The sequence below is a fragment of the Sporosarcina luteola genome (assembly GCF_007991495.1).
Taxonomy (GTDB): domain Bacteria; phylum Bacillota; class Bacilli; order Bacillales_A; family Planococcaceae; genus Sporosarcina; species Sporosarcina luteola.
This window is the reverse complement of the sequence record NZ_BJYL01000035.1, coordinates 44,270-65,020: the sequence shown is the minus strand read 5'-3', so window position 1 is coordinate 65,020 and position 20,751 is coordinate 44,270. Positions and strand designations below refer to the sequence as shown.

The window sequence follows — 20,751 nt, the reverse complement described above, 5'->3', positions numbered from 1 at the left end:
TCACTCCCTCCTACTCGATTTAATATGAAATTGAATTATTGATACCGAAACTTAATATATTTAATATCATGATTAATAAAATTAATATTATGGGTTGCGATATTTAAAATATTAGTATATGATAGAGTCAAATGAAGGGGAGGCATGATATACGCTATGGCATATCCCGTTATTAGTCATTGTCCTGTATGCGATGAAACATTGAAAGTGACCAGACTCCATTGTTCCAGATGCCATACGAGCATTGAAAATGAATTCGAACTGACAAAGCTTGCAGCTCTAACGGGCGAACAACTCCATTTTGTCGAAGTATTTTTGACGTGTCGGGGGAATATTAAAGAAGTTGAAAAGGAATTGGGGATTTCGTATCCGACAGTGCGTGGTAAGTTGAATGACGTCGTTGCCTCACTCGGATATGAAGTGAAAAAGAAGGCCGATGTGGATGAGAGAAAAGTGGTTGCCATGTTGGAAAGCGGAGAAATTACTCCGGAAGAAGCAATTCGGCTTTTAAAAGATGAATAGGGGGAATTCATTGTGAAAACTGAAATTGAAAAAGTGTTGATGATGGTGCAGGAAGGGAAAGTGGATGCGGAGAAGGGGTCAGAGCTCATTGAAGTATTGAACAATAGGGAAACGGGGAGCAGTCCATCAGTCAAGCCAACTGCGTATGCGGATAAAACATTGAAAATCCGTGTCGTTTCTGCGGATAATGATAATGTCTCTGTCAATTTGCCGATCAAACTCATAAAAGTCATGTTGAAAGCGGGATACAATATTGCTGGGAACATTCCGCAGTCGGAGAAATACGTGAAAGATCTTGATATTGATATACTGATTGAAGCGATTGAAAATGAGTTGGATGGACCAATCGTCGATGTGAAATCTGCAGACGGCGATACAGTTTCCATTGTTATTGAATAATGATGAAAGTCAAAGTGAAAACCGAAAAGTTTAATATATCGATCCCGTTTCCGTATATCGTTTTGTCGCTAGGCATTTCGTTGATCAGCTCAACGTGGCTTCGTAGATTGATTAACGATAAAATCGCTGACAGAGCAGAAGACAAGTCGAACGTTTACGTCATTCCAGAATTGGACAAAAGAGAACTTAAGAATATCGTTTCTGAGTTGCGAAACCATAAAGGGACTGGATTGGTGAATATTAGGGCCAAGGACGGAACTGAGATTTTAGTTAAATTATAATTACCAGTAGATGCCTTCTGATACGACTTGAGAAGGCATTTTACATTTCTCGAAGAAAATCCTTGCATTCCCCCTATAAGGAGTGTAATATAATGACCGAATGACTGATATTGTATTTTGGTCATGGACATAAATTACTTCCTATGGAGGTGAAGCAGTGGATCGCAGACAAGAAATAATGGAAGCTGCGGCAAAGTCGTTTTCATTATTCGGGTATAAGGCCACAACGATGGATCAGGTCGCGAAAATAGCGAATGTCGGGAAAGGGACGATCTACACCTTCTTTGCAAACAAAGAAGAACTGTTCAATGCCATCGCCCTCAAAATGATCGTAGAAATGCGTGCAGCATCGGACGCTGTAGCTGTTGAAGGCGCATCGTTTGAACAAAACGCACACGCCCGGCTAATGCAAATGTTGAAATTTCGCGGAACCCACCAATTATATGCGAAATTGATTGACGAAGAAAAAGAATTGCGTACACCGGCTGTTATTGAAGTGTTGGCGCAAATCGAGAGTGAAATCGTTTCTTATGTCAAGGCTAAAATTGAGCGGGCGATTGCAAAAGGCGAACTGAAACCTTGTGATAGTGAACTCGTTGCATTTCTTTTATTTAAATCCTATCTCGCACTCGTCGTCGATTGGGGAAAAAACCATGATGAGGAATTATCTGAAGAACGGATTTTAGGATTATTAAGTGGCACCATTTTTAACTGTCTCTTAGCTTGAGACTCTTTTTTTATTCACGACTGACCAAATGAGGTTTACGGTCAATCAGTACTATGGAGGAATGACTGAATGAAGAAAACATCAATGATATTTGCGGAATGGAAGCAACTTTTGCGTACGAGAAAAATGCTTGTGCCGATGATTGCCATCCTTTTTATACCTGTTTTATATGCAGGCATGTTCTTATGGGCATTTTGGGATCCATATGCCAATATGGGTGCACTTCCTGTCGCAATCGTCAATTCGGATGAAGGTGCCGAGATGGATGGGGAGCACCTGGCCCTCGGGGATGAATTGGTCGATAAACTGATGGGCAGCGGCAATTTCAATATCCAAAACGTCTCAAAGGCGGACGCGGAAGCAGGCTTGAAAAATCAGGACTACTATATCGCGATTGAAATACCGGAGAACTTTTCGGAGCACGCTACGACGTTGCTCGATGAAAATCCTGAGAAGTTGACGATTGTGTATAAGCCGAATGAGGGCTTCAACTTCTTGTCTGCTCAAATCGGGGAGACGGCGATGGAAAAGATTCGTGCAGAAGTGAATGATAAGGTTGCTTCCACGTATGCGGAGCAGTTGTTTGACTCGATTACGACAATGGGTGACGGGTTTGGCGATGCTGCGGATGGCGCGGGCGAATTGCATGATGGTGCTGCGGAGCTTGAAAATGGCGCTAACGATTTGAAAGGGTATTTGGAAACATTGGCTTCAAGCACGGTGACGTTGAAAGACGGTTCCGATCGTTTGGCGAAGGGTACAAATGATGCTGCAAAAGGCGCGGCTGATTTGGATAAAGGCTTGGGCGCATTGTCTTCAGGTGTTGCAGATCTTAATAAGGGTGCAGTTCAGGCGACTCAAGGCGCGGCTGATTTGAAAGATGGGATTGCGAACTATACTGCCGGTGTTGAGCAATTGCGAAATAGCTACGCACAAATTGCTCAAAAAGAAGCGGAGTTTGGAAAAGCGATTGGTACGATTAATGAGAAGTCAGCATCTCTTAATGGGGCTGCACAAAAACTTACCGAAGGCTCGAAAAATGTGAACGCCGGTGTGAATGATTTATCCGAAAAATTAGCACCGATTTTAGCTACATTACCGGAGGAGCAGCAGACTTCTTTGAAAGCAGCTTTGGATCAATTGAAACAAGGAAGCGCGGAACTTTCTGGTGGAATGGCTGAGTTGTCAGCTGGGACTGCAGCGCTTCATGAAGGAGCTTCACAAGTGAACGGCGCGGCTGGCCAATTGAGTGACGGCCATGCGCAAGCATTCGCGGGACTCGATAAGTTGAACGGTTCTTCCACGCAGTTGGTGGAAGGGGCAGCTGGACTTGCAGAAGGCAACGGCGCATTAGCGGCTGGACTTGGTCAGCTTTCTGACGGTGTGGCATCAGCGAAAAAAGGATCTTCTGATTTAGCATCCGGCTTGAATGAGTTGAATGCGGGCTCTGGGACGTTGAAAGAGGGAACTGGCACGTTGGCTTCGAAATCCAAGGAGCTTGCGGACGGTTCTTCGAAATTGACAGACGGCATGAAGGAATTGAATGAAGGAACGCTGACGTTAAAAGAGAAGCTTGCGGAAGCGAATGAGACTGCAAGTGAAGTGAACCCGAACGAGAAAACGTACAGTATGGCAGCATCTCCTGTAGATGTGAATAAGGAAGGCATCAATGAAGTACCGAACTACGGTACCGGCTTTGCTCCGTACTTCCTCTCACTTGGTTTATTCGTAGGTGCATTGCTGTTATCGATTGTATTCCCACTCGTTGAACCAGCGATCAAACCGACAGGCGCATTCAAATGGATGGCGAGCAAAGTATCCGTCTTGGCAATTGTAGGACTTGTTCAAGCGATCGTTGCTGTACTCATCATTAAATGGGGCTTAGGAATGGAAACGGTCAACATGCCGATGTTCATTTTGACAGCGATCATTACGAGCTACACATTCATCGCGATCGTCCAGATGTTAGTATCTATATTTGGAGACCCGGGTCGATTCATGGCGATTCTCGTTTTGATTTTACAACTGACGACAAGTGCCGGAACGTTCCCATTGGAATTGATTCCTGCACCGCTTCAAATATTCAATACATTGTTACCGATGACGTATTCGGTTCAAGCGTTTAAAGCGGCAATCTCAACAGGTGATATGGCACATCTTTGGGCAAATAACGGTGTGTTGATCGGCTTTACGGTTGCATGTTTGGCGATTACATTTGGCTACTTTGCATTGATTTTCAAGAAACGGTATTCACGAGATACTGTAGAAGCATAAGAAAAAAGCGATTCGAAGATGTTTTGTCTTCGGATCGCTTTTTTTGAATCGCGACTTTGGATATGGTGGCTGCGCCAATGGGGTGCGGGTCCGCACTCAAGGGAGTATGCTTCGCGCTCAAGGAAGCGCGTTTCGCGCTCAAGGAACTGTGTTTCGCGCTCAAGGAACTGCATTTCGCGCGCAAGGAACCGTGTCCCGCGCTCAAGGAACTGCGATTCACGCTCAAGGAAATGGTTTCCGCGCTCAAGAAAATGCGATCTGCGCTCAAGAGCCATCCACGCTGTTAAGATCCTACATAATCACCGCCGTCGACATGAATCGTTTGTCCTGTCATATAACTTGAATCATTCGAAGCTAAAAATACATAAGCTGGAGCATTTTCGGCTGGCTGTCCGCGACGTTTCACTGGTGTATCAGCTCCGTGCTGTTCTACTTTTTTCGCATCAAATGTCGCTGGTATCAATGGTGTCCAAATCGGACCGGGTGCGACTGCATTCACACGGATTCCCTTATCAGCCAAATTCAAAGCGAGCGAACGGGTGAAGCTCGTAATGGCGCCTTTCGTGGCGGAGTAATCAATCAATCCAGGCGATCCGTTATACGCCGTGACGGAAGATGTATTGACGATGCAATCGCCGTCCTTCATATGCGCCAAAGCCGCCTTCGACAAATGGAACAAACCGAAGAAGTTCGTTTCGAATGTTTCACGCAGTTGGTCGCCGGAGATTTGCGAAATGTCATCTTGCGGAAACTGCTTTCCTGCATTGTTCACGAGGATATTCAAACTGCCGAATTCTTGGATGAACTCGTCAATCAATTGCTCACAATTTTCCTCCTCGCTTATGTCAATGCGAATTTTCTTTGCTTTGCCTCCGTATTTTTCGATAAGCTCTACGGTTTTATTCGCATCGACGTCTTCGGCTTCATCCAGATAAGCGATGGCGACATTTGCTCCTTCTTTCGCGAAAGCGACTGCAACGGCACGACCGATTCCACTATCACCACCAGTAATCAAAGCGTTTTTCCCTTTCAATTTTCCGGAGCCTTTGTAATTCTCGTCGTCATAGAGAGGCGGCGGATCCATCTCTGCTTCAACTCCGGGCTGGTGATTCTGTGTTTGTGGTATCACTTGTTCATCTTTCTTCTCGTATTTGTCATTCGTCATTTTATGTTCCTCCTTTAAATTGTAGCTGTAATGAATTATTCCCTGAAGGTGGTTCCGTAAACTTTGAGAGTTGCACGATTTGAGCGCCGATTGGATTAATTCCGTTATAATGGTAAGGAAAGGGGATGAGTTGAAATGAAAAAATTGCTGTTAACAGGCTTTGAGCCATTCTTAAATTTTCCTGTCAATCCGACTCAGAAAATTGCTGATGAGTTGCATGGGGAGAAAATTGGCGGATATACAATCTTTAGTAAAGTGCTGCCGGTCGATTTCAGCGTGTCGGGAGATCGGATCTTATCTTATATTGAAGAGGTCAAACCGGATGCCGTCCTATCGCTCGGATTATCTGGCGGCAGATTTAAAATTACGCCGGAACGGATCGCCATCAATGTGAATGACGGTGCGAAGGACAATAGCGGCCATGCCCCGGTCGATGAGCCGATCATTGAAGGGGGAGCGGACGGTTATTTTACGAATATGCCGATCCGGAAAATGGTCGATGCCTTGAAGGAACAAGGGTTGCCTGCTGAAATATCGAATACCGCAGGGGCTTATTTATGCAATCATGTCATGTATCGCGTGCTTCATCTTGTGAATGAACAGCGTTCCGACATGCTCGCGGGTTTCATTCATATTCCGGCTTCGCATGAACTGGCGGTCAAGCACGGCAGGGTGCCTAGCTGGTCGCATGAGGATTTGAAACGTGCAATTGTCGCTTGTATTGAAGTTTTGTAAATTGTGAATGTCGCTGTGCCGGGAGAAACTGTCTTCCGGCATTTTTTCATTTCCCAAAGCGATCATTAATCTCACAGTAGAAGTATTTTTTCAGAAAGATGTAACGAAACTGATATTAAACAGTCTACTACTGTAAAGAGGAATAATGAGGAAGGGTGTTGAATGTGAGAAAACCGTTTGTTTGGCTTGGAGCTTCTTTGGTCATGGTCGTATTGGCTATTGTTTTTGCTTTTTTCGTTGAAAAGGTGACGGTTTCTGCCGCGGGAACAGCGCTTAGCGAAAATGGATGGAAGGCTTACTTTTCTGAGCCGATCGCAAAGACATCCATTACATCCGGCTATATTTATGTGACAGACCGTAGCGGAAAAAAGGTCGATGCGGCGATTGATTTATCGGATGACCGTAAGACTGTGCAAGTGAATGGGCTGCAACCCGGGAAGTACACATTGCAAATGGATAAAAAAGCGGTAGATGGGCAATTATTTAAGTTGCTTAAGAAAGACAAACTTGAATTCACCGTTTATGAGTCAATTCAATCAATCAGCTCTGCGGATGATTTACAGGCATATTTCGAAAGATTGAAGGATATGCAAATGGTAACTTCTAGTCATGACGGTGCGGAACGTGAAGAGATGGCGCTCGACAGTGCGGAATCTTCAAAGGCGAGTGGCGGGAATGACTATTCTTCGACAAATATTCAAGTGGAAGGTGTCGATGAGTCGGATATCGTAAAAACCGACGGCGATTATTTATATTCCATTTTTGAAGAGGGCATTGTGAAAATTGTTGATATACGCGATCCTAAGCAGATGAAAGTGACAGCTGAGATTAAAGCGGATGGGGACTATTATCCGTCGCAACTCTTCCTGCACGACAACTTATTAATTGTACTCGGGGAGAAGTTTGAAAGGAACCCTGAAAAAAAGACAATGGCGGATCGGATGATGCAATCTAATAGCTTTACGACAGCTCGAATCTACAGGATTGAAGACCGGAAACATCCGGCGTTCGTTCGTGAAATCGGGGTGGAAGGTTATTTGAAAAGCGCAAGGAAAACCGGAAATATGCTCTATCTGGTGACGAATATGCAACCTTATTTATGGGCGATGGATGAAATCAAAGGGGAGACATTACGTCCTGTCATTATTGATTCGAACAAGAAAGAAGAAAAGAGTTTCATGGAGTTCAAGGATATCGCTATTTTGCCTGGTGCAATGGAGCCGTCCTATTCTGTGATTACCGCAATCGATTTATCTTCAGCAAAAACAGGAAAGCTTGAGACGAAAGGTTTTCTCGGCAGCAGCGAACAAATGTATATGACGAAAGACCATTTGTATTTAACCGCTGCGAAATATGAAATGAGCACGAAATCCGGCAACAAAGAAATGATGATCTGGCATCCCGCGAAAGTCGATACGGAGTTTTTCAAGTTCAAGTTGGATGGAACGAATGTCAATTTTTACAGCTCCGCCGAGTTGAAAGGGACTGTTTTGAACCAATTCTCTATGGATGAGTATGAGGGGAATTTCCGGGTTGTCATGACGGAAGGAAATATGTGGGATGATAAAAATCCTTCGAAAAACCATCTGTTCATTTTGGATGAAGGAATGCAGTTGTCTGGATCGGTTAAAGGACTCGCGGAAGGCGAGCGGATCTACTCTGCAAGGTTCATGGGCGATAAAGCATATATGGTGACGTTCAGAGAGACAGATCCATTGTTCGTCATTGATGTTGCGGATCCCGCAAAGCCGGAAGTGTTAGGTGAATTAAAAATACCAGGCTTCTCTAACTATCTGCACCCATTGGATGAAAATCATTTGATTGGCTTCGGTTATGAAACTGTCGCTCGGAAAAATCCATCGGGAGGCGAGCCGTTCATTGTGACAAAGGGAATGAAGATATCCTTATTCGACGTCACCGATTTCAATCATCCGAAGGAGAAGTATACAGAAATTATTGGAGGGCAAGGGACCTATTCTCCATTGCAATACGATCACAAAGCGTTATTCCAACATCAAAACAGGAGCCTATTTGGCTTCCCGGTCAGCATCTATGAGGAGACAGGGAAGGAATTCGAAGTGGATTACAAAGGGTCTGGTGCGATGATTTATGAAATAACGGCAGATCGTGGCATCTTGCTGAAAGGTGATTTAGTGAAACCGAAAGCAGCGGGTCAGCAATACGAAGAGTGGGAAGCTCAAGTCCATCGGTTGATTTACAGCGGAGACTCCGTCTATACCTTATCCCCTCGGGAAATTATTAGCTATGATTTGAATACGTTCAAGGAAATTGAAACATTGAAAGTGAAATAAAGAAAAAACGGGGCTGAAGTAAGCTCCGTTTTTTTATGTCGTTGTTTGAATCGTTTTCTCATTCTTTCGCAGAACGGCCCGTTTATTCCAAGAAGGGCTCATTCTTTCGCGCAACGGCTAATTGTTTGGGTGCCTGCCACCATGGGTGTGCGTTGTTTTTTTGCTAGTCTTCCCTTAAAATGGGTGAAAAGGACAGTGGGGTGAGAGTGTGTCGGTTGTTGATAAGGAGATGGCGATCGATTGTTGTTTGCTGGCTGGCCGTCTGATGATGGAGGCGGGGGCGGAGACATATCGGGTGGAAGATACGATGGAGCGGATGGCTAGGACGCAGGAGCTGTCGGCGGTTGAAAGTTTTGTGACGCCTACTGGGATCATTTTATCGCCTGGAAGTCCTTATCATACGAAGCTGATCCGCATAAGGAGCAGGTCAACCGATCTTGAAAAGGTTGCGCTTGTCAATGGAGTATCCCGAAAACTGTCCACAAACGAATATACATTGGAAGAAGCTTATGGCCGGCTGTTGGAAATTGAACGGGCGAATGTCATGTTTCCGTTATGGCTGCAAATTCTTGCTGCGAGCATTGCAAGTGCTTGTTTCCTCGTTTTATACGAAGGGATATGGTCGGATATGCCTGCTGCTTTTATTGCGGGTGGCGTCGGTCTTATTTTTGTGACAATAGTCCATGAGCTGACGAAAGTAAAGTTCTTTGCCGAATTCATAGCCGCGCTCAGCGTTGCGCTTGTCGCATACATCTTTGTTCATCTGAATTTCGGGACGGATTTGGATAAGATTATTATCGGCGGGGTTATGCCGCTCGTACCTGGACTGCTCATTACGAATGCAGTGCGGGATTTGATGGCTGGCCATTTCATGTCAGGCTTATCGAAAGGGGCGGAAGCGTTTTTGACCGCCTTTGCCATCGGTGCGGGAGTTGCGCTCGTATTATCATTCTAAGAAAGGAGGGGTTCCATTGGATTGGTTGTTGCAGGCGATCTTTAGCTTCCTTGCTGCAGCTGGGTTCGGCATCATTTTTAATGCACCAAGGAAGATGCTGTTTTACTGTGGGTTTGTTGGGATGGCTGGTTGGATGATTTACAGTGTGTTCAATGTCTTTTCCGGGGACCCTGTCCAAGCTTCGTTTCTCGGAGCTTTTGTAGTAGCGCTCGTCGCCCATATTTTCGCCAAGCGTTTCAGGACGCCAATGATCATTTTCAGCGTCGCGGGTATTATACCACTCGTTCCTGGTGGGACGGCTTATAATGCAATGAGGCATTTCGTTGAAAATGATAATCTGACCGCAATCTCCTTTGCGACTCGGGCTTTTATGGTGTCTGGAGCGATTGCAATGGGCCTTGTTTTTGCGGAAGTGATTATTCAACTCATCTTCAAATCGCGGATGAAAAAACGAAGCGCTCATAAACTCTAAAAAAACGGAGCCCCAATTCTCGGTGCTCCGTTTTCATTACTAAACAATTTCGGTACCCTTTTTCGGAGTTCCAATAAAATAGCCTTGGACAGCGTCGACGCCCATTTCCTTCAATGCTTCAAACTGTTCCTCAGTCTCAACGCCTTCCGCGATGACATACAAGCCCATCGATTTACTGAAAAGGATCATTCCCTCAACGAGCTGCCTTGTTTTTGGCATCGTCAATAAAGAGCTGATAAATACCCTGTCAATTTTCACTTTTGAAATCGGTAAGTTTTGCATATATCTAAATGAGGCATATCCAGTTCCGAAGTCATCTAGGATGAAGCTGATGCCAGTATCCTGAAGCGCTTTCATCTGACTGATAATCGATTGTTCCTGTTCGGCTTGAAAAGCGAATTTTTCTGTGATTTCCAGTTGGATTTTGTCTGGAGGACACATTGTTTCCTGCAAAATGCCTGTCAATTTATCCTTCATTTGCGAAGAGTTGCCGAACTCCCGCACAGATGTATTAACAGATATGCTGATGTCGGGTTTTTCAGCAGTCAATTTCACCGCTAGCTTGGCAGCTTCTTCGATAACGTAAGCACCTACGGCATGTATAAGGCCGTTCTCCTCAGCGATTGGGATAAGCTCCTCAGGGTTAATATGACCGAGTTCCGCATCTTCCCATCTGACAAGCGCCTCGTATACCTTCACTTTATCACTGGCGATATCCAATTGCGGTTGATAGACGACTTCAAAGCTATTGTGATCCAACGCCGTCAGCATTTTCTTATCGATATTCGATCTACGGTTCAGATCCTTATGGGAATCGGCCGATAACGAGGAAATTCGTCCTCCGCCTTGATCGGTAATGCTCTTTGCCGTAGCTAAAGCGGCCTTGATGAGTTGAGTGTAGGATTGCTGGTCTTCAGGATAGCGAACGATGCCGCCGCTAACTGATAAAGGCAATGGGTGGTTATTGATATAGATTGGCTGCTCCTTCAAAAACTCGAGAAAACCTTGGACGAACCAGTCTCCAAACGAAGTCATTACGACAAATTGACTGACTCCGATCCTCGCGATCGGATCCCCTTGGAAATATCGCTTTAACCGATTCGTAAATTCTTGAATCAGTATCGATTCCGAGTCGAAAGACTGCAAGTCCTTCAATGTATAATAATGATCGATTGCGATATAGACGAATGAAAAGTGCTTGTCCTCCTGAATAGATTCATTGACCATCATTTCTAACTTATGTCGGCTCATCAGTCCGGTCTCAAAGTCGATAAAGGCAATTTGCTGAAGTTTTTCTTGCAACTTCACGTCCTCTGTAATATTTAACTCCAGAAATGTAGCGGAATCAAGCAACCCGGCCGCACCTGATGTAGGGATTGCAATCATTTTAACGAAGTATGGTTCTCCGTTCTTTGTCTGCTTTTCCACTTCGCCAAACCATGATTTTCCGCTTTCCAATCTGCTCCATATACGATCTGCCTTCGCTTGCCGATCTTCATCCTCGGAAAACATTTGCCAAAAGGATTTTCCAATTATTCGTTTTGGTGTCCACTTGCTTGTGTCAAGGAAGTTATTATTCGTATAAGTGATCAAGCCTTCACCATCCGTACGGGTTACCATAAGGTATTGTACGAGACTGTCCATGATATGCGGCAATTCGGGGTTACTGAATTGTTTTGCCGGCTCCATCTTTTTGTCCCCTTTCGGATGTCATTTGTATATTATTATATAGGAAGATTGGTAAATATACAGTATATCTTTTAATAAAAATAGCACATTTATAAGGCAACTGATTACTCATCAGTTCAATTCACTGGATTCCTAAAAAGCATCCGGCTTTTACAATTAGTAAATTGGTTAATTTCCTGAAATCTTGGATTGTTCAATATGCACTCTATACAGAAATCTCGTAATATGGCATAATGGTGACAACATAAAGATAATTCGTAATACGAAAGAGTTTTTGGGGGTTAGGTGAAATGAAAACAGTTTTTTCTTATGCGAAGCCATATAAGTGGCCGATTTTTATCGCCTTGTGCCTCATGTTATTGGAGCTTTCAGTCGAACTAATTCAGCCTTTATTGATTGCGAAAATCATTGACGACGGAATTTTGGCAGAAGATGTAAGCGTCATTTGGACATGGGGAAGCGTCATGATGGGACTTGCATTTGTTGCATTCTTTTCCGGTGTAATCAATTCCTATTTCGCTGCACATGCTGCGCAAGGCTTTGCGTTTGACTTGCGGCAGGCGTTATTCCGTCAAGTACAAGCTTTCTCAATGGCCACATTTTTAAGGTTTCCGACAGCGGGATTGATCACGAGATTGACAAGTGACGTCACGATGGCGCAAAACATTTTGTTCATGGGAATGCGCATTCTGTTGCGGGCACCTCTGCTGGTCGTTGGAAGTTTAGTCATGGCCTTTATTGTCAATGTGAAATTGGCACTTTATTTAGTAATAGGAGCTCCTTTCCTATTTGTTTTCTTATTCATTATGGCTAGAAAAGGGGTCGGCTATTTTGCTACGGTGCAACATAGACTCGACCGGGTCAACCGTGTAATCCAAGAAAACCTGCAAGCAGTCCGTTTGATCAAAGCCTATTTACGTGGCATGTATGAAGCGAGCAGATTCTCGAAAGTTGCCGACATGCTTCGAAAAGATACTGTCAAAGCGATGCGGATGATGGAGCTGATCTTGCCTATTCTATTATTTGTCATGAACGTCAGCTTGATGGCGGTCCTTTGGTTCGGTTCCTTTGAAATCCGTAACGGTGACGCGCAAGTCGGGGAGCTTGTCGCGGTCGTTAACTATGCGATGCGGATGACAGGCGCATTCTCAATGTTCGCATGGATCATCGTTGCGTTCTCACGGGCGAAGGCCTCTTCCGAGCGTATGGAGGAAGTGCTGCTCGCAAGTGAAGATTTGGAAAACCACAATTCTGAAAGCTCAAGCCTTCAACGTTTAGAAGGTGATTTACGGTTCGAGAATGTATCGTTTAATTATCAAGGGAAGGCCGAACCGATATTAGATAAAGTCTCATTCCATGTTTCGCCAGGGGAGAAGCTCGCCATTATGGGAGCTACAGGATCCGGAAAGTCTACACTTCTGAATCTGATCCCGCGAATCTTTGAAGCAACCGAAGGAAAAATCTTCGTTGATGGGTTGGAAGTGAAGGAGTGGCCGTTAAAGGACTTGCGGGATACGATCGGCCTCGTACCTCAGCAATCCATCCTATTTACAGGCTCTATTCTTGAAAACCTCTCTTGGGGGGATACCGATGCGGCACCGGATGAACTGGAGGAAGCTGCTAAAAAGGCGCAAATCCATGAATCAATTGATTTATTCCCTCAGAAGTACGGCACGCGTGTCGGACAAAAAGGGGTCAATCTGTCTGGTGGGCAAAAGCAGCGGCTTTCCATCGCGCGGGCACTTGTCCGGAAACCTTCCATCCTGATCCTTGACGACAGCACGAGCGCATTGGATGTTAAAACGGAAAATGCCTTATGGGATGCGTTGGAAGAGGAAGCCGCAACGATGCTCGTCGTCACTCAAAAAGTACAGACGGCGAGAGGCGCTGATTGCATTCTATTGCTCGATGAAGGGAAAGTTGTCGGATACGGCACCCATGCTGAACTGATGGAGCAATCTGAATTATATCGGAAAATTGCCGATTCCCAAACGGAAGAGGAGGTGATCATCAATGGTGAAAATCATTCGTAAGCCTTTCGGATATGAACCGATCATTAAGAAAGAGGATATTAAAGGACCTGGTAGAAAGAAAGTGGAGCGGGCTAGCGATTGGAAATCTGTGTTACTAAGAATTTGGAAGCTTGTCGATGAACAAAGAGGGTTGCTCATTACTGTGCTTTCACTTGTTCTCATCAGTTCCGGGCTTGCATTATTGGGACCATTTCTCATAGGTAAAATTATTGATGATTATATCATCCCTATGCAGTTTGACGGGCTTGCGGGCAAGATTGGGTTGCTGATCGCAATCTATGTGGGCTTGTCATCCTCAACTTATTTCCAAAGCTTTTGGATGGTAGGCATCGCGCAACAAACGATCCTTAAGCTGCGCACGAATTTATTTGCTCATTTACAAAAGTTGCCGGTGACGTTTTTCGATAAAAGGCAGCACGGGGAATTGATGAGTCGTTTGACGAATGATATTGAAAACATTAGCCAAACGCTCAATTCATCATTCATCCAAGTGTTCTCGAGTATTTTGACATTGACAGGTACTTTGGCTGTCATGCTGTATTTAAGTCCGATATTGACGTTGTTGACAATGCTTATCGTTCCAGTCATGTTCATCGCTATTCGATGGATTACTCGCAGGACGGGATTGTTGTTCAAGGAGCAGCAGCAAGCTGTCGGTGAATTGAATGGGATGATTGAGGAAACGATTTCCGGGCAACGGATCGTCAAAGCATTTTCTCAAGAAGAACGTGTAATGGAAGAGTTCGCCGAAAAGAGTGATCGACTTCGTCGGACGGGGTTCTGGGCAATGACGTATTCAGGCTTCATTCCAAAAGTGATGAACATGCTGAATAACGCGGCGTTCGCCATTGTTGCAGGAGTCGGTGGTCTGCTTGCATTGAAAGGGGATGGTCTTGTCACAATTGGGACAATCGTCATCTTTTCCGAATACGCACGTCAGTTCACAAGACCGTTGAATGATTTGTCGAACCAATTCAACACAGTGCTTTCCGCAATCGCAGGGGCGGAGCGAGTGTTCAAAATTATGGATGAGCCTGTTGAAAAGGACGATGCAACGGAACACGCAGATACGACATTGAAAGGGGATGTCGAGTTCCGGAACGTGTCCTTCGGCTACGCGGTTGAAACGGATGGCTATACGATCGATAATGTTTCCTTCCATGTAAAACCAGGAGAAACTGCGGCGTTCGTTGGTGCAACCGGGGCAGGAAAGACGACAATCATGCAGCTACTCGCCCGATTCTATGAAACGAACGAAGGTCAGATCCTGATCGATGGCATTCCGATCACTGACTTGCCGCGTCAAACGTTGCGCAGCCAAATAGCATTTGTCTTGCAAGATCCGTTCCTCTTCGAAGCGACCGTCATGGAAAATATCCGTTACGGAAAGCTGGATGCGACAGACGAAGAAGTGATAGAGGCTGCCAAAAAGGCAAACGCACATAGCTTCATAGAGCGGTTGGAAGATGGATATAATACCATCTTGACTGCGGACGGCGGAGAAATTTCGCAAGGGCAGAAGCAATTGCTATCCATTGCAAGGGCGCTCGTTGCCGATCCTGTATTGCTGCTACTTGACGAAGCGACAAGCAGCATCGACACCGTTACGGAACTCGAAATTCAAGAAGCGTTAGAGCGGTTGATGGAAGGGCGTACAAGTTTCGTCATCGCCCACAGACTGAATACGGTTAGAAAAGCGGACACGGTTTACGTCATGGGACAAGGGAAACTGATCGAATCCGGCAGTCAAGAGGATTTGATCGAAAAACAAGGGGTTTACTATACGATGTTAATGGATTCGAAAATATAAGAAAAAGGCTGCGGGGGACGCAGCCTTTTATAATTGCCAAGCGAATTATTTCTTATCTTCGATATCCAATTTTGTACCCTCATCGAAATCGACTTCTAAATCGAAATCCGTATACGTATCCAAACCAAACCACTGCATAATCTTATCAATGGCTTCCTGCTCCGACGTATCCTTCGTCAGCATGATGTCCATGAAAAACTCATCGATCTTGTCAAAGGCTTCCGTATCCTTCAACTTCACACCAGCCAACTTATTCTCATACGATGCAGCATGGGATTTGGCAACAGCATACTCCACATCTACAGCATCCTGGCCATCGACCTCTATATCCAAATCGAACTTATCAAAACCATACCCGTCACCGGAGTCCAACGTTCCACCTTCCGTATCATCCTTAATGGTAACCGTATTATCCTCTTGCAAAGGCGCATCCGGCCCCTTGCCGACATCATCGTTGTCCGATTTCCCACACGCCCCAAGTATCAGCACGGCGAATAAAAAGAACATCGCTGCTTTCAGTGTGCTCTTCATGATCGCAAACCTCCTGTCATAGTCTCTATTTATTAATTTCCTTCATTTCAAGAAATTAAACACGAAGATCATTTTGTGGAATCGCGTCATGAAGGAAGTCGAGGAATGGGAAGCTGTCCGCGCCGCATTTTTTCGGCAAGTATTGCATAGTTTCGCCTAAATAATAGGTGAGTGGTGATAAACCGAGTCTGAGTGGTGATAAAGTCGTTGTGAGTGGTGATAAACCAAGTCTGAGTGGTGATAAAGTTGATGTAAGTGGTGATAAACTGCTGGGAGTGACGGATAACGCAAATTTGCTCCAAATAAAAACAACCGGCACTTGGCCGGTTGTAGCAGTCTTACCATTTCGCGCGATGATCTTCCGAGCAACCGAGCATTTGCCGGATGCGCAAGACGGAGCCATCGTTCAGCTTGACGCGGCCGTTGAAATAGCCCACTAGCTGATTGACGTTTGTTCGAACGAGTTGCACATTCGTTTTAGAAATTCGTTCAAAGAAAGGGGTGAATGTCATGTCGACCTGGTCGGAAAACTTTGTGTGGATATGCCAAGGGCGCATGAAGTCTTCTGTGTCATATGTGAAAATGACGTCTTCATGAATCTTCGTCATGACGCCATCGACGAATACGGCATTTTCCGTCATACCAGTTCCGTTGGTCCATTTCCCGCCAAAGTTCAATCCGATCCGCCGGCCGCCTAACCGCTGTGACGCCATCGCCCAATTCCAATCCGCCTCGCGCGGCCACACGCCACGCCCGTAATCGAGTACGGCAAAACTATAATCGGGATTGAAATTATACCGCTTATCTCCAATTTTCACGAAACCCGATGTTGGTAATGAATGATGCTTTGCTGTAAATTGGAACAAATCCCGCTTCCACGGAATGACGACATTGAGGGAATCATCTCGCTCCGGGTGAGAAATGTGCAAATCAGCATGAAGCACTTCATTATCAAAATCAGGAATGGTAACTGAAAGATGAGTTTCTCCTTGTATATGCACAAGCTGAACGGAAATCCGGTTATCGACAAACTTTACGCTTCCAAGCACATCATCCGGCATCTTTACTTTCCGGCTAATCGGCAGCGTCACTTGCTTTTCATAAAAACGCTGTGTCTCGTAATCGAGTATATAAACAAAACAGACCGCCGCATAATCGAGATGACTGATCGTCGCGGAAAAGAGAAGGTCCTCCCCGTAGACACACCAATAATTCCATTTCTTTTTCCGCATAAAATGGCCTTTTAAATTGCTTGTTATCAGTGGACGTCGGGCAAAACCGATCGCCTCGGGATTCAGCATCCCTTTCCGATCACAAAGAAGCACCGGATCCCTTATCTCCCGCTCAGCATGCTGCAAGAAGATCTCCCCCAATCTATTGTCTTTTTCGTAGACCATGCTATAATCTATATTGTATCAGATTTACGGGGCATTAGCTCAGCTGGGAGAGTGTCACGCTGGCAGTGTGAAGGTCACCGGTTCGAACCCGGTATGCTCCATCATTATTTACTTCGTAAAAAAACCATTAATACTGGGGGCGGTCTATCAAAGGCTTTGGAATGAATACATTCCAAAGCCTTTTTTAGTGCTTATTTAGCTAGTTGCAATGGTATGTATAGTAAAAAGGGTCTAAACTATTAATTGATAAATTAATAGCCCCTCCTGTATACTAAGTAGGAGTTTTTGAGAATATGAGGTGAAGGCTTATGAAAAAACGTAAGTATTTATCTGTGCTTGTTTATGTGGCACTTTTAACAATATCCATTGTTGCGAATATCTATCCGGTTCTATTGGATTTTGGACTCACCTTTATTATTCCGACGATCTTTTTACTTATTATCCTTTCATTATATGGTTTTCCGGTTGGTCTCCTTTCCGCATTGATTACTGCGGGAGTAGGTTTATATATTGATGGGTCTATGATAGGCGCTTTCTTGCTAATAACAGAAGTGGCAGCAGTCGGTCTGCTTTTGAAGTATCGTAAATGGGGCGTGTTTCAGAGCGCTCTTCTCTATTGGTTGATGATCGGAATGCCAATCTTTATTATTTATATTTACGTATTCAGTGGCTTAGATGGTTGGTTTGCCGTTTTGGCTTTGGTTAGCAAGTTACTCAATAACATTCTTTGCGCACTTGTTGCTGAAATTCTTCTGACATATGTTCCTTTTAAAAGATGGATCCAAGGAAGTGAAAAGAATACCTATTCATTTCACTTCCTTATATCGCACATCGTTCTACTGGCGATCGCTCTTCCGTATTCGATTTTTCTAATCGGTGATCTTCATTACACACAAAACCAAATTGAGCGATCGATGAGCAGTCAGCTGCAAGGGCGGGCGAAGATTATTACGAATGAGTTGAGGGATTGGGATGAGTATTCGATTTTAGCGTTACGTCTCCAAGGTGTTTTGCAAGTCGCAAAAGTGGATTCGTTAATAGGGGCTATCGACGAGCAAAATATGCATGTATATGTAATGGATAAAGATAATCGGATCTTATATTCAAACTCACCATCCACTTTGGAAAGCACAGTCGCCAAATTCAGCGATGAAGGGCATTTCACAGAGATAGGGAAGAATAGTTATCAGTGGATGCCGGAAAAGCCTAATGGCATGGACGATGTGGCGATCATTGGTGAAACAAGTTATCTATATACTGTTGAATTCAAGAAGAATTCGATGCGTATTCTCATTGAAGCGCCTCTGAGAACTATGTTTGAAGAGGAAGTTAAAAGTTTCGCATTGGAATATGCGAATCTATTGTTATTCATCGTTATCGGTATAGGTTTTACTGCACTTTTGAAGGCGTATATAATACGGACTTTCGGTAAACTCTCCGACACGACGACAGGCCTTCCGAAGAAATTGAAGGAGTCAGCGCATATTAAGTGGCCGACGACCCGAATGATTGAGTTCAATAAGTTGACGGATAATTTCAAAGAAACGTCTTTCGAATTGACTGAAATGTTTGGAGAATTGCAGGAATCAAGGAATCGTCTGCATGATATGGCTTATTATGACTCGCTTACCGGGGTGAAGAACCGCTCCTATTTCATGGGGATTTTGAAAGACTCGGTTGGTTTTGCTGAAAAGGGAGACCCACATACATTGCTATTCATGGATTTGAATGGCTTTAAAGGTATCAATGACACATATGGCCATGACACAGGGGATGCTGTTTTAAAGCAGATTGCGAAACGATTAACGGAAGCATGCGGCAAGGTGGGCACGCTCGCTAGACTCGGTGGAGATGAATTTGTCGTATTGCTGCCGAATTCTTCAAGGGAAAGAGCTGCTGAAATGGCTGAATCCATTATAAAACAGGTCGAACAACCGATTCACTACAATGATAACTTATTGCAAGTCGGTATTAGCATCGGCATTAGTTTGTATCTTCACGATTCACATTCTGTTGATGAATTGATGCATCATGGTGACATGGCAATGTATGTATCGAAAGCTGCTGAAGGAAGAAGCCGCTTCACCTTCTATGACACGATCTCGCAAGAAGGGGATGAAAACAAATGAAAAAAATGATTTTTGTTCCTATTATAATAGTGCTTTCATGCCTTCTACTAGCTGCATGCGAGCCGGTTGGAGATTCTTCACCATTTGATTTAACTGCTGGCGTGAGTGAGGAAATAAAGCATGAAAGAAATAATGACAATTTAATCATCTGGTCGGATATTGAATTCGGAGATGAGCATATTCAAGAGTTTGAAAAGGCGAATCCGGGTGTCCAAGTGGAAGTCGTGGAGAAGTCTGTGGGTACACAGCTGCAGGACTATATGCAAGCAATGGCTGACGATGAGCCCGTTGATATATTCGTTATGGACAGTTCATTTCTTGGCAAGTTTTCGACACTTCAAGGCTTCGAGGACTTATCTGCGGAGCCGTACAACGCGGATCGTTTTAAGGAAGGTGTTTCGGAAACTGTATGGAATAATCATTTATCCATAAATGAGGATAAGCTGTTTGCGCTGCCTGTCGCCCTTAGTCCTGTCGTCCTTTATTACCGAGCGGATCTGATGGATAAATACGGGTTCCCCTCTAATTCTGAAGCGTTAAGCCTTTATTTAAGGTCAGAGAAGAATCTTTTTGCGCTTGCCGAAAAGATGAAAGCGAAGGGTCACTCGATATTCTTATGGGATACGATTGCCATCGATCTGTACATTGCTAAGTTTGGATTTCTCAATGCTAATTATGAAAATAATATTCCGGAAGAAGAGTTTTTGAAATCCATTCAACTGACGGAAACGATTATACGTAACCGTTATCCTGCCAATAAGGATATCTGGCTTCAGGAAGGGCAGCAAGCGATTCGTAATGAGGAAGTAATCATGTTGACGCTAGGGAGTTGGGGGGAAAAGTATCTTCCGGAATTCGCACCCGACCAATCAGGCAAATGGAGAGCTGCCAAACCGCCGCTCAGTTTAAGTGGTTGGTCAAGTAGCACAGCACTCGCCATCCCGTCCCATAGCGAAAAGAAGCAACTCGCTTGGAAATTCATCGAATTCACGATGGAGAAGGGGATGGATTTTGAGGAATGGCCGCTCGTCCCGGCTTATGAACCTACGCGTATGGAGAAATGGCGAAGGGACCAAGTGAACCCTTACTTTGGCAATCAAAAAACGTATGCTTTGTATGATGAATTGTTAGCGAAGTCGGATGTGAATAAAGTGACACCCTTTGATGATGAGCTGTATTTGACTCTATACAATGTCATACTTCCAGGGATTGATAGAGAAAAAGAGCCTGAAGAAATATATAAAGATTATATCAAAACACTAAACGAAAAGTACGGCGAACAGATGGAAGTCCTTCGAGGGATTGATTTAACGAAGTAAT

18 protein-coding genes and 1 tRNA gene are annotated in these 20,751 nt (G+C 44.5%); 15 read left to right on the top strand and 4 right to left on the bottom strand.

Annotated elements, in window-relative coordinates; translation table 11 throughout:
* Window positions 1-156 precede the first annotated feature (156 nt).
* The 6 genes from SLU01_RS13230 (at window position 157) to SLU01_RS13205 (ending at window position 4,490) form a co-directional block, all read left to right on the top strand.
* Complete coding sequence (locus SLU01_RS13230) at window positions 157-522, top strand: DUF2089 domain-containing protein (protein WP_147059100.1); 366 nt, start codon at window positions 157-159, stop codon at window positions 520-522.
* Window positions 523-534: 12 nt separating this feature from the next.
* Window positions 535-921: a hypothetical protein gene (locus SLU01_RS13225; RefSeq protein ID WP_147059098.1), complete on the top strand. Its 387-nt coding sequence runs from the start codon at window positions 535-537 to the stop codon at window positions 919-921.
* A gap of 14 nt (window positions 922-935) precedes the next feature.
* Window positions 936-1,202 (top strand): hypothetical protein, encoded by a 267-nt coding sequence (locus SLU01_RS13220; protein ID WP_170232716.1) that lies wholly within the window; start codon window positions 936-938, stop codon window positions 1,200-1,202.
* A 157-nt stretch (window positions 1,203-1,359) separates the two neighbouring features.
* Complete coding sequence (locus SLU01_RS13215; protein ID WP_147059094.1) at window positions 1,360-1,929, top strand: TetR/AcrR family transcriptional regulator; 570 nt, start codon at window positions 1,360-1,362, stop codon at window positions 1,927-1,929.
* Window positions 1,930-1,998: 69 nt separating this feature from the next.
* A complete protein-coding gene (locus SLU01_RS13210; RefSeq protein ID WP_246110984.1) occupies window positions 1,999-4,203 on the top strand; it encodes a YhgE/Pip domain-containing protein in 2,205 nt (734 codons plus the stop codon).
* 77 nt (window positions 4,204-4,280) lie between these two features.
* Complete coding sequence (locus tag SLU01_RS13205) at window positions 4,281-4,490, top strand: hypothetical protein (protein ID WP_147059092.1); 210 nt, start codon at window positions 4,281-4,283, stop codon at window positions 4,488-4,490.
* On the opposite strand, the gene SLU01_RS13200 is transcribed toward SLU01_RS13205, so the two are convergent.
* On the bottom strand, window positions 4,487-5,368 hold the full coding sequence (locus SLU01_RS13200; RefSeq protein ID WP_147059090.1) for an SDR family oxidoreductase: 882 nt from the start codon (window positions 5,366-5,368) through the stop codon (window positions 4,487-4,489). The two genes, SLU01_RS13205 and SLU01_RS13200, sit on opposite strands and share 4 nt — an antisense overlap.
* A gap of 135 nt (window positions 5,369-5,503) precedes the next feature.
* On the opposite strand from SLU01_RS13200, the gene pcp reads away from it, so the two are divergent.
* The 4 genes from pcp (at window position 5,504) to SLU01_RS13180 (ending at window position 9,842) form a co-directional block, all read left to right on the top strand.
* Window positions 5,504-6,103, top strand: coding sequence for a pyroglutamyl-peptidase I (gene pcp / locus SLU01_RS13195; protein WP_147059088.1), 600 nt, complete (start codon window positions 5,504-5,506; stop codon window positions 6,101-6,103).
* Window positions 6,104-6,267: 164 nt separating this feature from the next.
* Window positions 6,268-8,415, top strand: coding sequence for a beta-propeller domain-containing protein (locus SLU01_RS13190; protein WP_147059086.1), 2,148 nt, complete (start codon window positions 6,268-6,270; stop codon window positions 8,413-8,415).
* Between the two features lie 229 nt (window positions 8,416-8,644).
* Entirely contained in the window at window positions 8,645-9,370 is a 726-nt protein-coding gene (locus SLU01_RS13185) for a threonine/serine exporter family protein (RefSeq protein WP_147059108.1), read from the top strand.
* Window positions 9,371-9,386: 16 nt separating this feature from the next.
* Window positions 9,387-9,842, top strand: a complete 456-nt coding sequence (locus tag SLU01_RS13180; RefSeq protein ID WP_147059084.1) for a threonine/serine exporter family protein — start codon at window positions 9,387-9,389, stop codon at window positions 9,840-9,842.
* A gap of 39 nt (window positions 9,843-9,881) precedes the next feature.
* Here the strand turns inward: SLU01_RS13180 and SLU01_RS13175 are convergent, their stop codons facing one another.
* Complete coding sequence (locus SLU01_RS13175) at window positions 9,882-11,531, bottom strand: sensor domain-containing protein (RefSeq protein ID WP_147059082.1); 1,650 nt, start codon at window positions 11,529-11,531, stop codon at window positions 9,882-9,884.
* Between the two features lie 290 nt (window positions 11,532-11,821).
* Between SLU01_RS13175 and SLU01_RS13170 the strand changes: the two genes are divergently transcribed.
* Together SLU01_RS13170 and SLU01_RS13165 are read left to right on the top strand one after the other, a co-directional pair.
* On the top strand, window positions 11,822-13,564 hold the full coding sequence (locus tag SLU01_RS13170; RefSeq protein ID WP_147059080.1) for an ABC transporter ATP-binding protein: 1,743 nt from the start codon (window positions 11,822-11,824) through the stop codon (window positions 13,562-13,564).
* Window positions 13,545-15,374 carry an ABC transporter ATP-binding protein gene (locus tag SLU01_RS13165; RefSeq protein WP_174842654.1) on the top strand — a complete coding sequence of 610 codons (1,830 nt, stop codon included), beginning with the start codon at window positions 13,545-13,547 and terminating at the stop codon, window positions 15,372-15,374. Before SLU01_RS13170 ends, SLU01_RS13165 begins: the two co-directional genes overlap by 20 nt.
* 45 nt (window positions 15,375-15,419) lie before the next feature.
* Here SLU01_RS13165 and SLU01_RS13160 read toward each other — a convergent pair whose 3' ends face one another.
* Together SLU01_RS13160 and SLU01_RS13150 are read right to left on the bottom strand one after the other, a co-directional pair.
* Entirely contained in the window at window positions 15,420-15,905 is a 486-nt protein-coding gene (locus SLU01_RS13160; protein WP_147059077.1) for a YusW family protein, read from the bottom strand.
* A gap of 338 nt (window positions 15,906-16,243) precedes the next feature.
* Window positions 16,244-17,302, bottom strand: a complete 1,059-nt coding sequence (locus SLU01_RS13150) for a DUF2804 domain-containing protein (RefSeq protein WP_147059073.1) — start codon at window positions 17,300-17,302, stop codon at window positions 16,244-16,246.
* Between the two features lie 28 nt (window positions 17,303-17,330).
* On the opposite strand from SLU01_RS13150, the gene SLU01_RS13145 reads away from it, so the two are divergent.
* The 3 genes from SLU01_RS13145 to SLU01_RS13135 all read left to right on the top strand — a co-directional run bounded on the left by SLU01_RS13145 (window position 17,331) and on the right by SLU01_RS13135 (window position 20,750).
* Window positions 17,331-17,403 (top strand) — tRNA-Ala (locus SLU01_RS13145).
* A gap of 207 nt (window positions 17,404-17,610) precedes the next feature.
* A complete protein-coding gene (locus SLU01_RS13140) occupies window positions 17,611-19,431 on the top strand; it encodes a diguanylate cyclase (RefSeq protein WP_147059071.1) in 1,821 nt (606 codons plus the stop codon).
* The gene (locus SLU01_RS13135; protein ID WP_147059069.1) at window positions 19,428-20,750 is read left to right on the top strand and encodes an ABC transporter substrate-binding protein; all 1,323 of its coding nucleotides are present in this window, start codon (window positions 19,428-19,430) and stop codon (window positions 20,748-20,750) included. Before SLU01_RS13140 ends, SLU01_RS13135 begins: the two co-directional genes overlap by 4 nt.
* The last annotated feature ends 1 nt before the right edge of the window (window position 20,751 follow it).

Bases quoted from the DNA above. Each gene is read 5' to 3' on its own strand.
- SLU01_RS13230 (WP_147059100.1), top strand. From the start codon at position 157: ATGGCATATCCCGTTATTAGTCATTGTCCTGTATGCGATGAAACATTG.
- SLU01_RS13210 (WP_246110984.1), top strand. From the start codon at position 1,999: ATGAAGAAAACATCAATGATATTTGCGGAATGGAAGCAACTTTTGCGT.
- SLU01_RS13205 (WP_147059092.1), top strand. From the start codon at position 4,281: ATGGGGTGCGGGTCCGCACTCAAGGGAGTATGCTTCGCGCTCAAGGAA.
- SLU01_RS13200 (WP_147059090.1), bottom strand. From the start codon at position 5,368: ATGACGAATGACAAATACGAGAAGAAAGATGAACAAGTGATACCACAA.
- pcp (WP_147059088.1), top strand. From the start codon at position 5,504: ATGAAAAAATTGCTGTTAACAGGCTTTGAGCCATTCTTAAATTTTCCT.
- SLU01_RS13185 (WP_147059108.1), top strand. From the start codon at position 8,645: ATGGCGATCGATTGTTGTTTGCTGGCTGGCCGTCTGATGATGGAGGCG.
- SLU01_RS13175 (WP_147059082.1), bottom strand. From the start codon at position 11,531: ATGGAGCCGGCAAAACAATTCAGTAACCCCGAATTGCCGCATATCATG.
- SLU01_RS13170 (WP_147059080.1), top strand. From the start codon at position 11,822: ATGAAAACAGTTTTTTCTTATGCGAAGCCATATAAGTGGCCGATTTTT.
- SLU01_RS13165 (WP_174842654.1), top strand. From the start codon at position 13,545: ATGGTGAAAATCATTCGTAAGCCTTTCGGATATGAACCGATCATTAAG.
- SLU01_RS13160 (WP_147059077.1), bottom strand. From the start codon at position 15,905: ATGAAGAGCACACTGAAAGCAGCGATGTTCTTTTTATTCGCCGTGCTG.
- SLU01_RS13150 (WP_147059073.1), bottom strand. From the start codon at position 17,302: ATGGTCTACGAAAAAGACAATAGATTGGGGGAGATCTTCTTGCAGCAT.
- SLU01_RS13140 (WP_147059071.1), top strand. From the start codon at position 17,611: ATGAAAAAACGTAAGTATTTATCTGTGCTTGTTTATGTGGCACTTTTA.
- SLU01_RS13135 (WP_147059069.1), top strand. From the start codon at position 19,428: ATGAAAAAAATGATTTTTGTTCCTATTATAATAGTGCTTTCATGCCTT.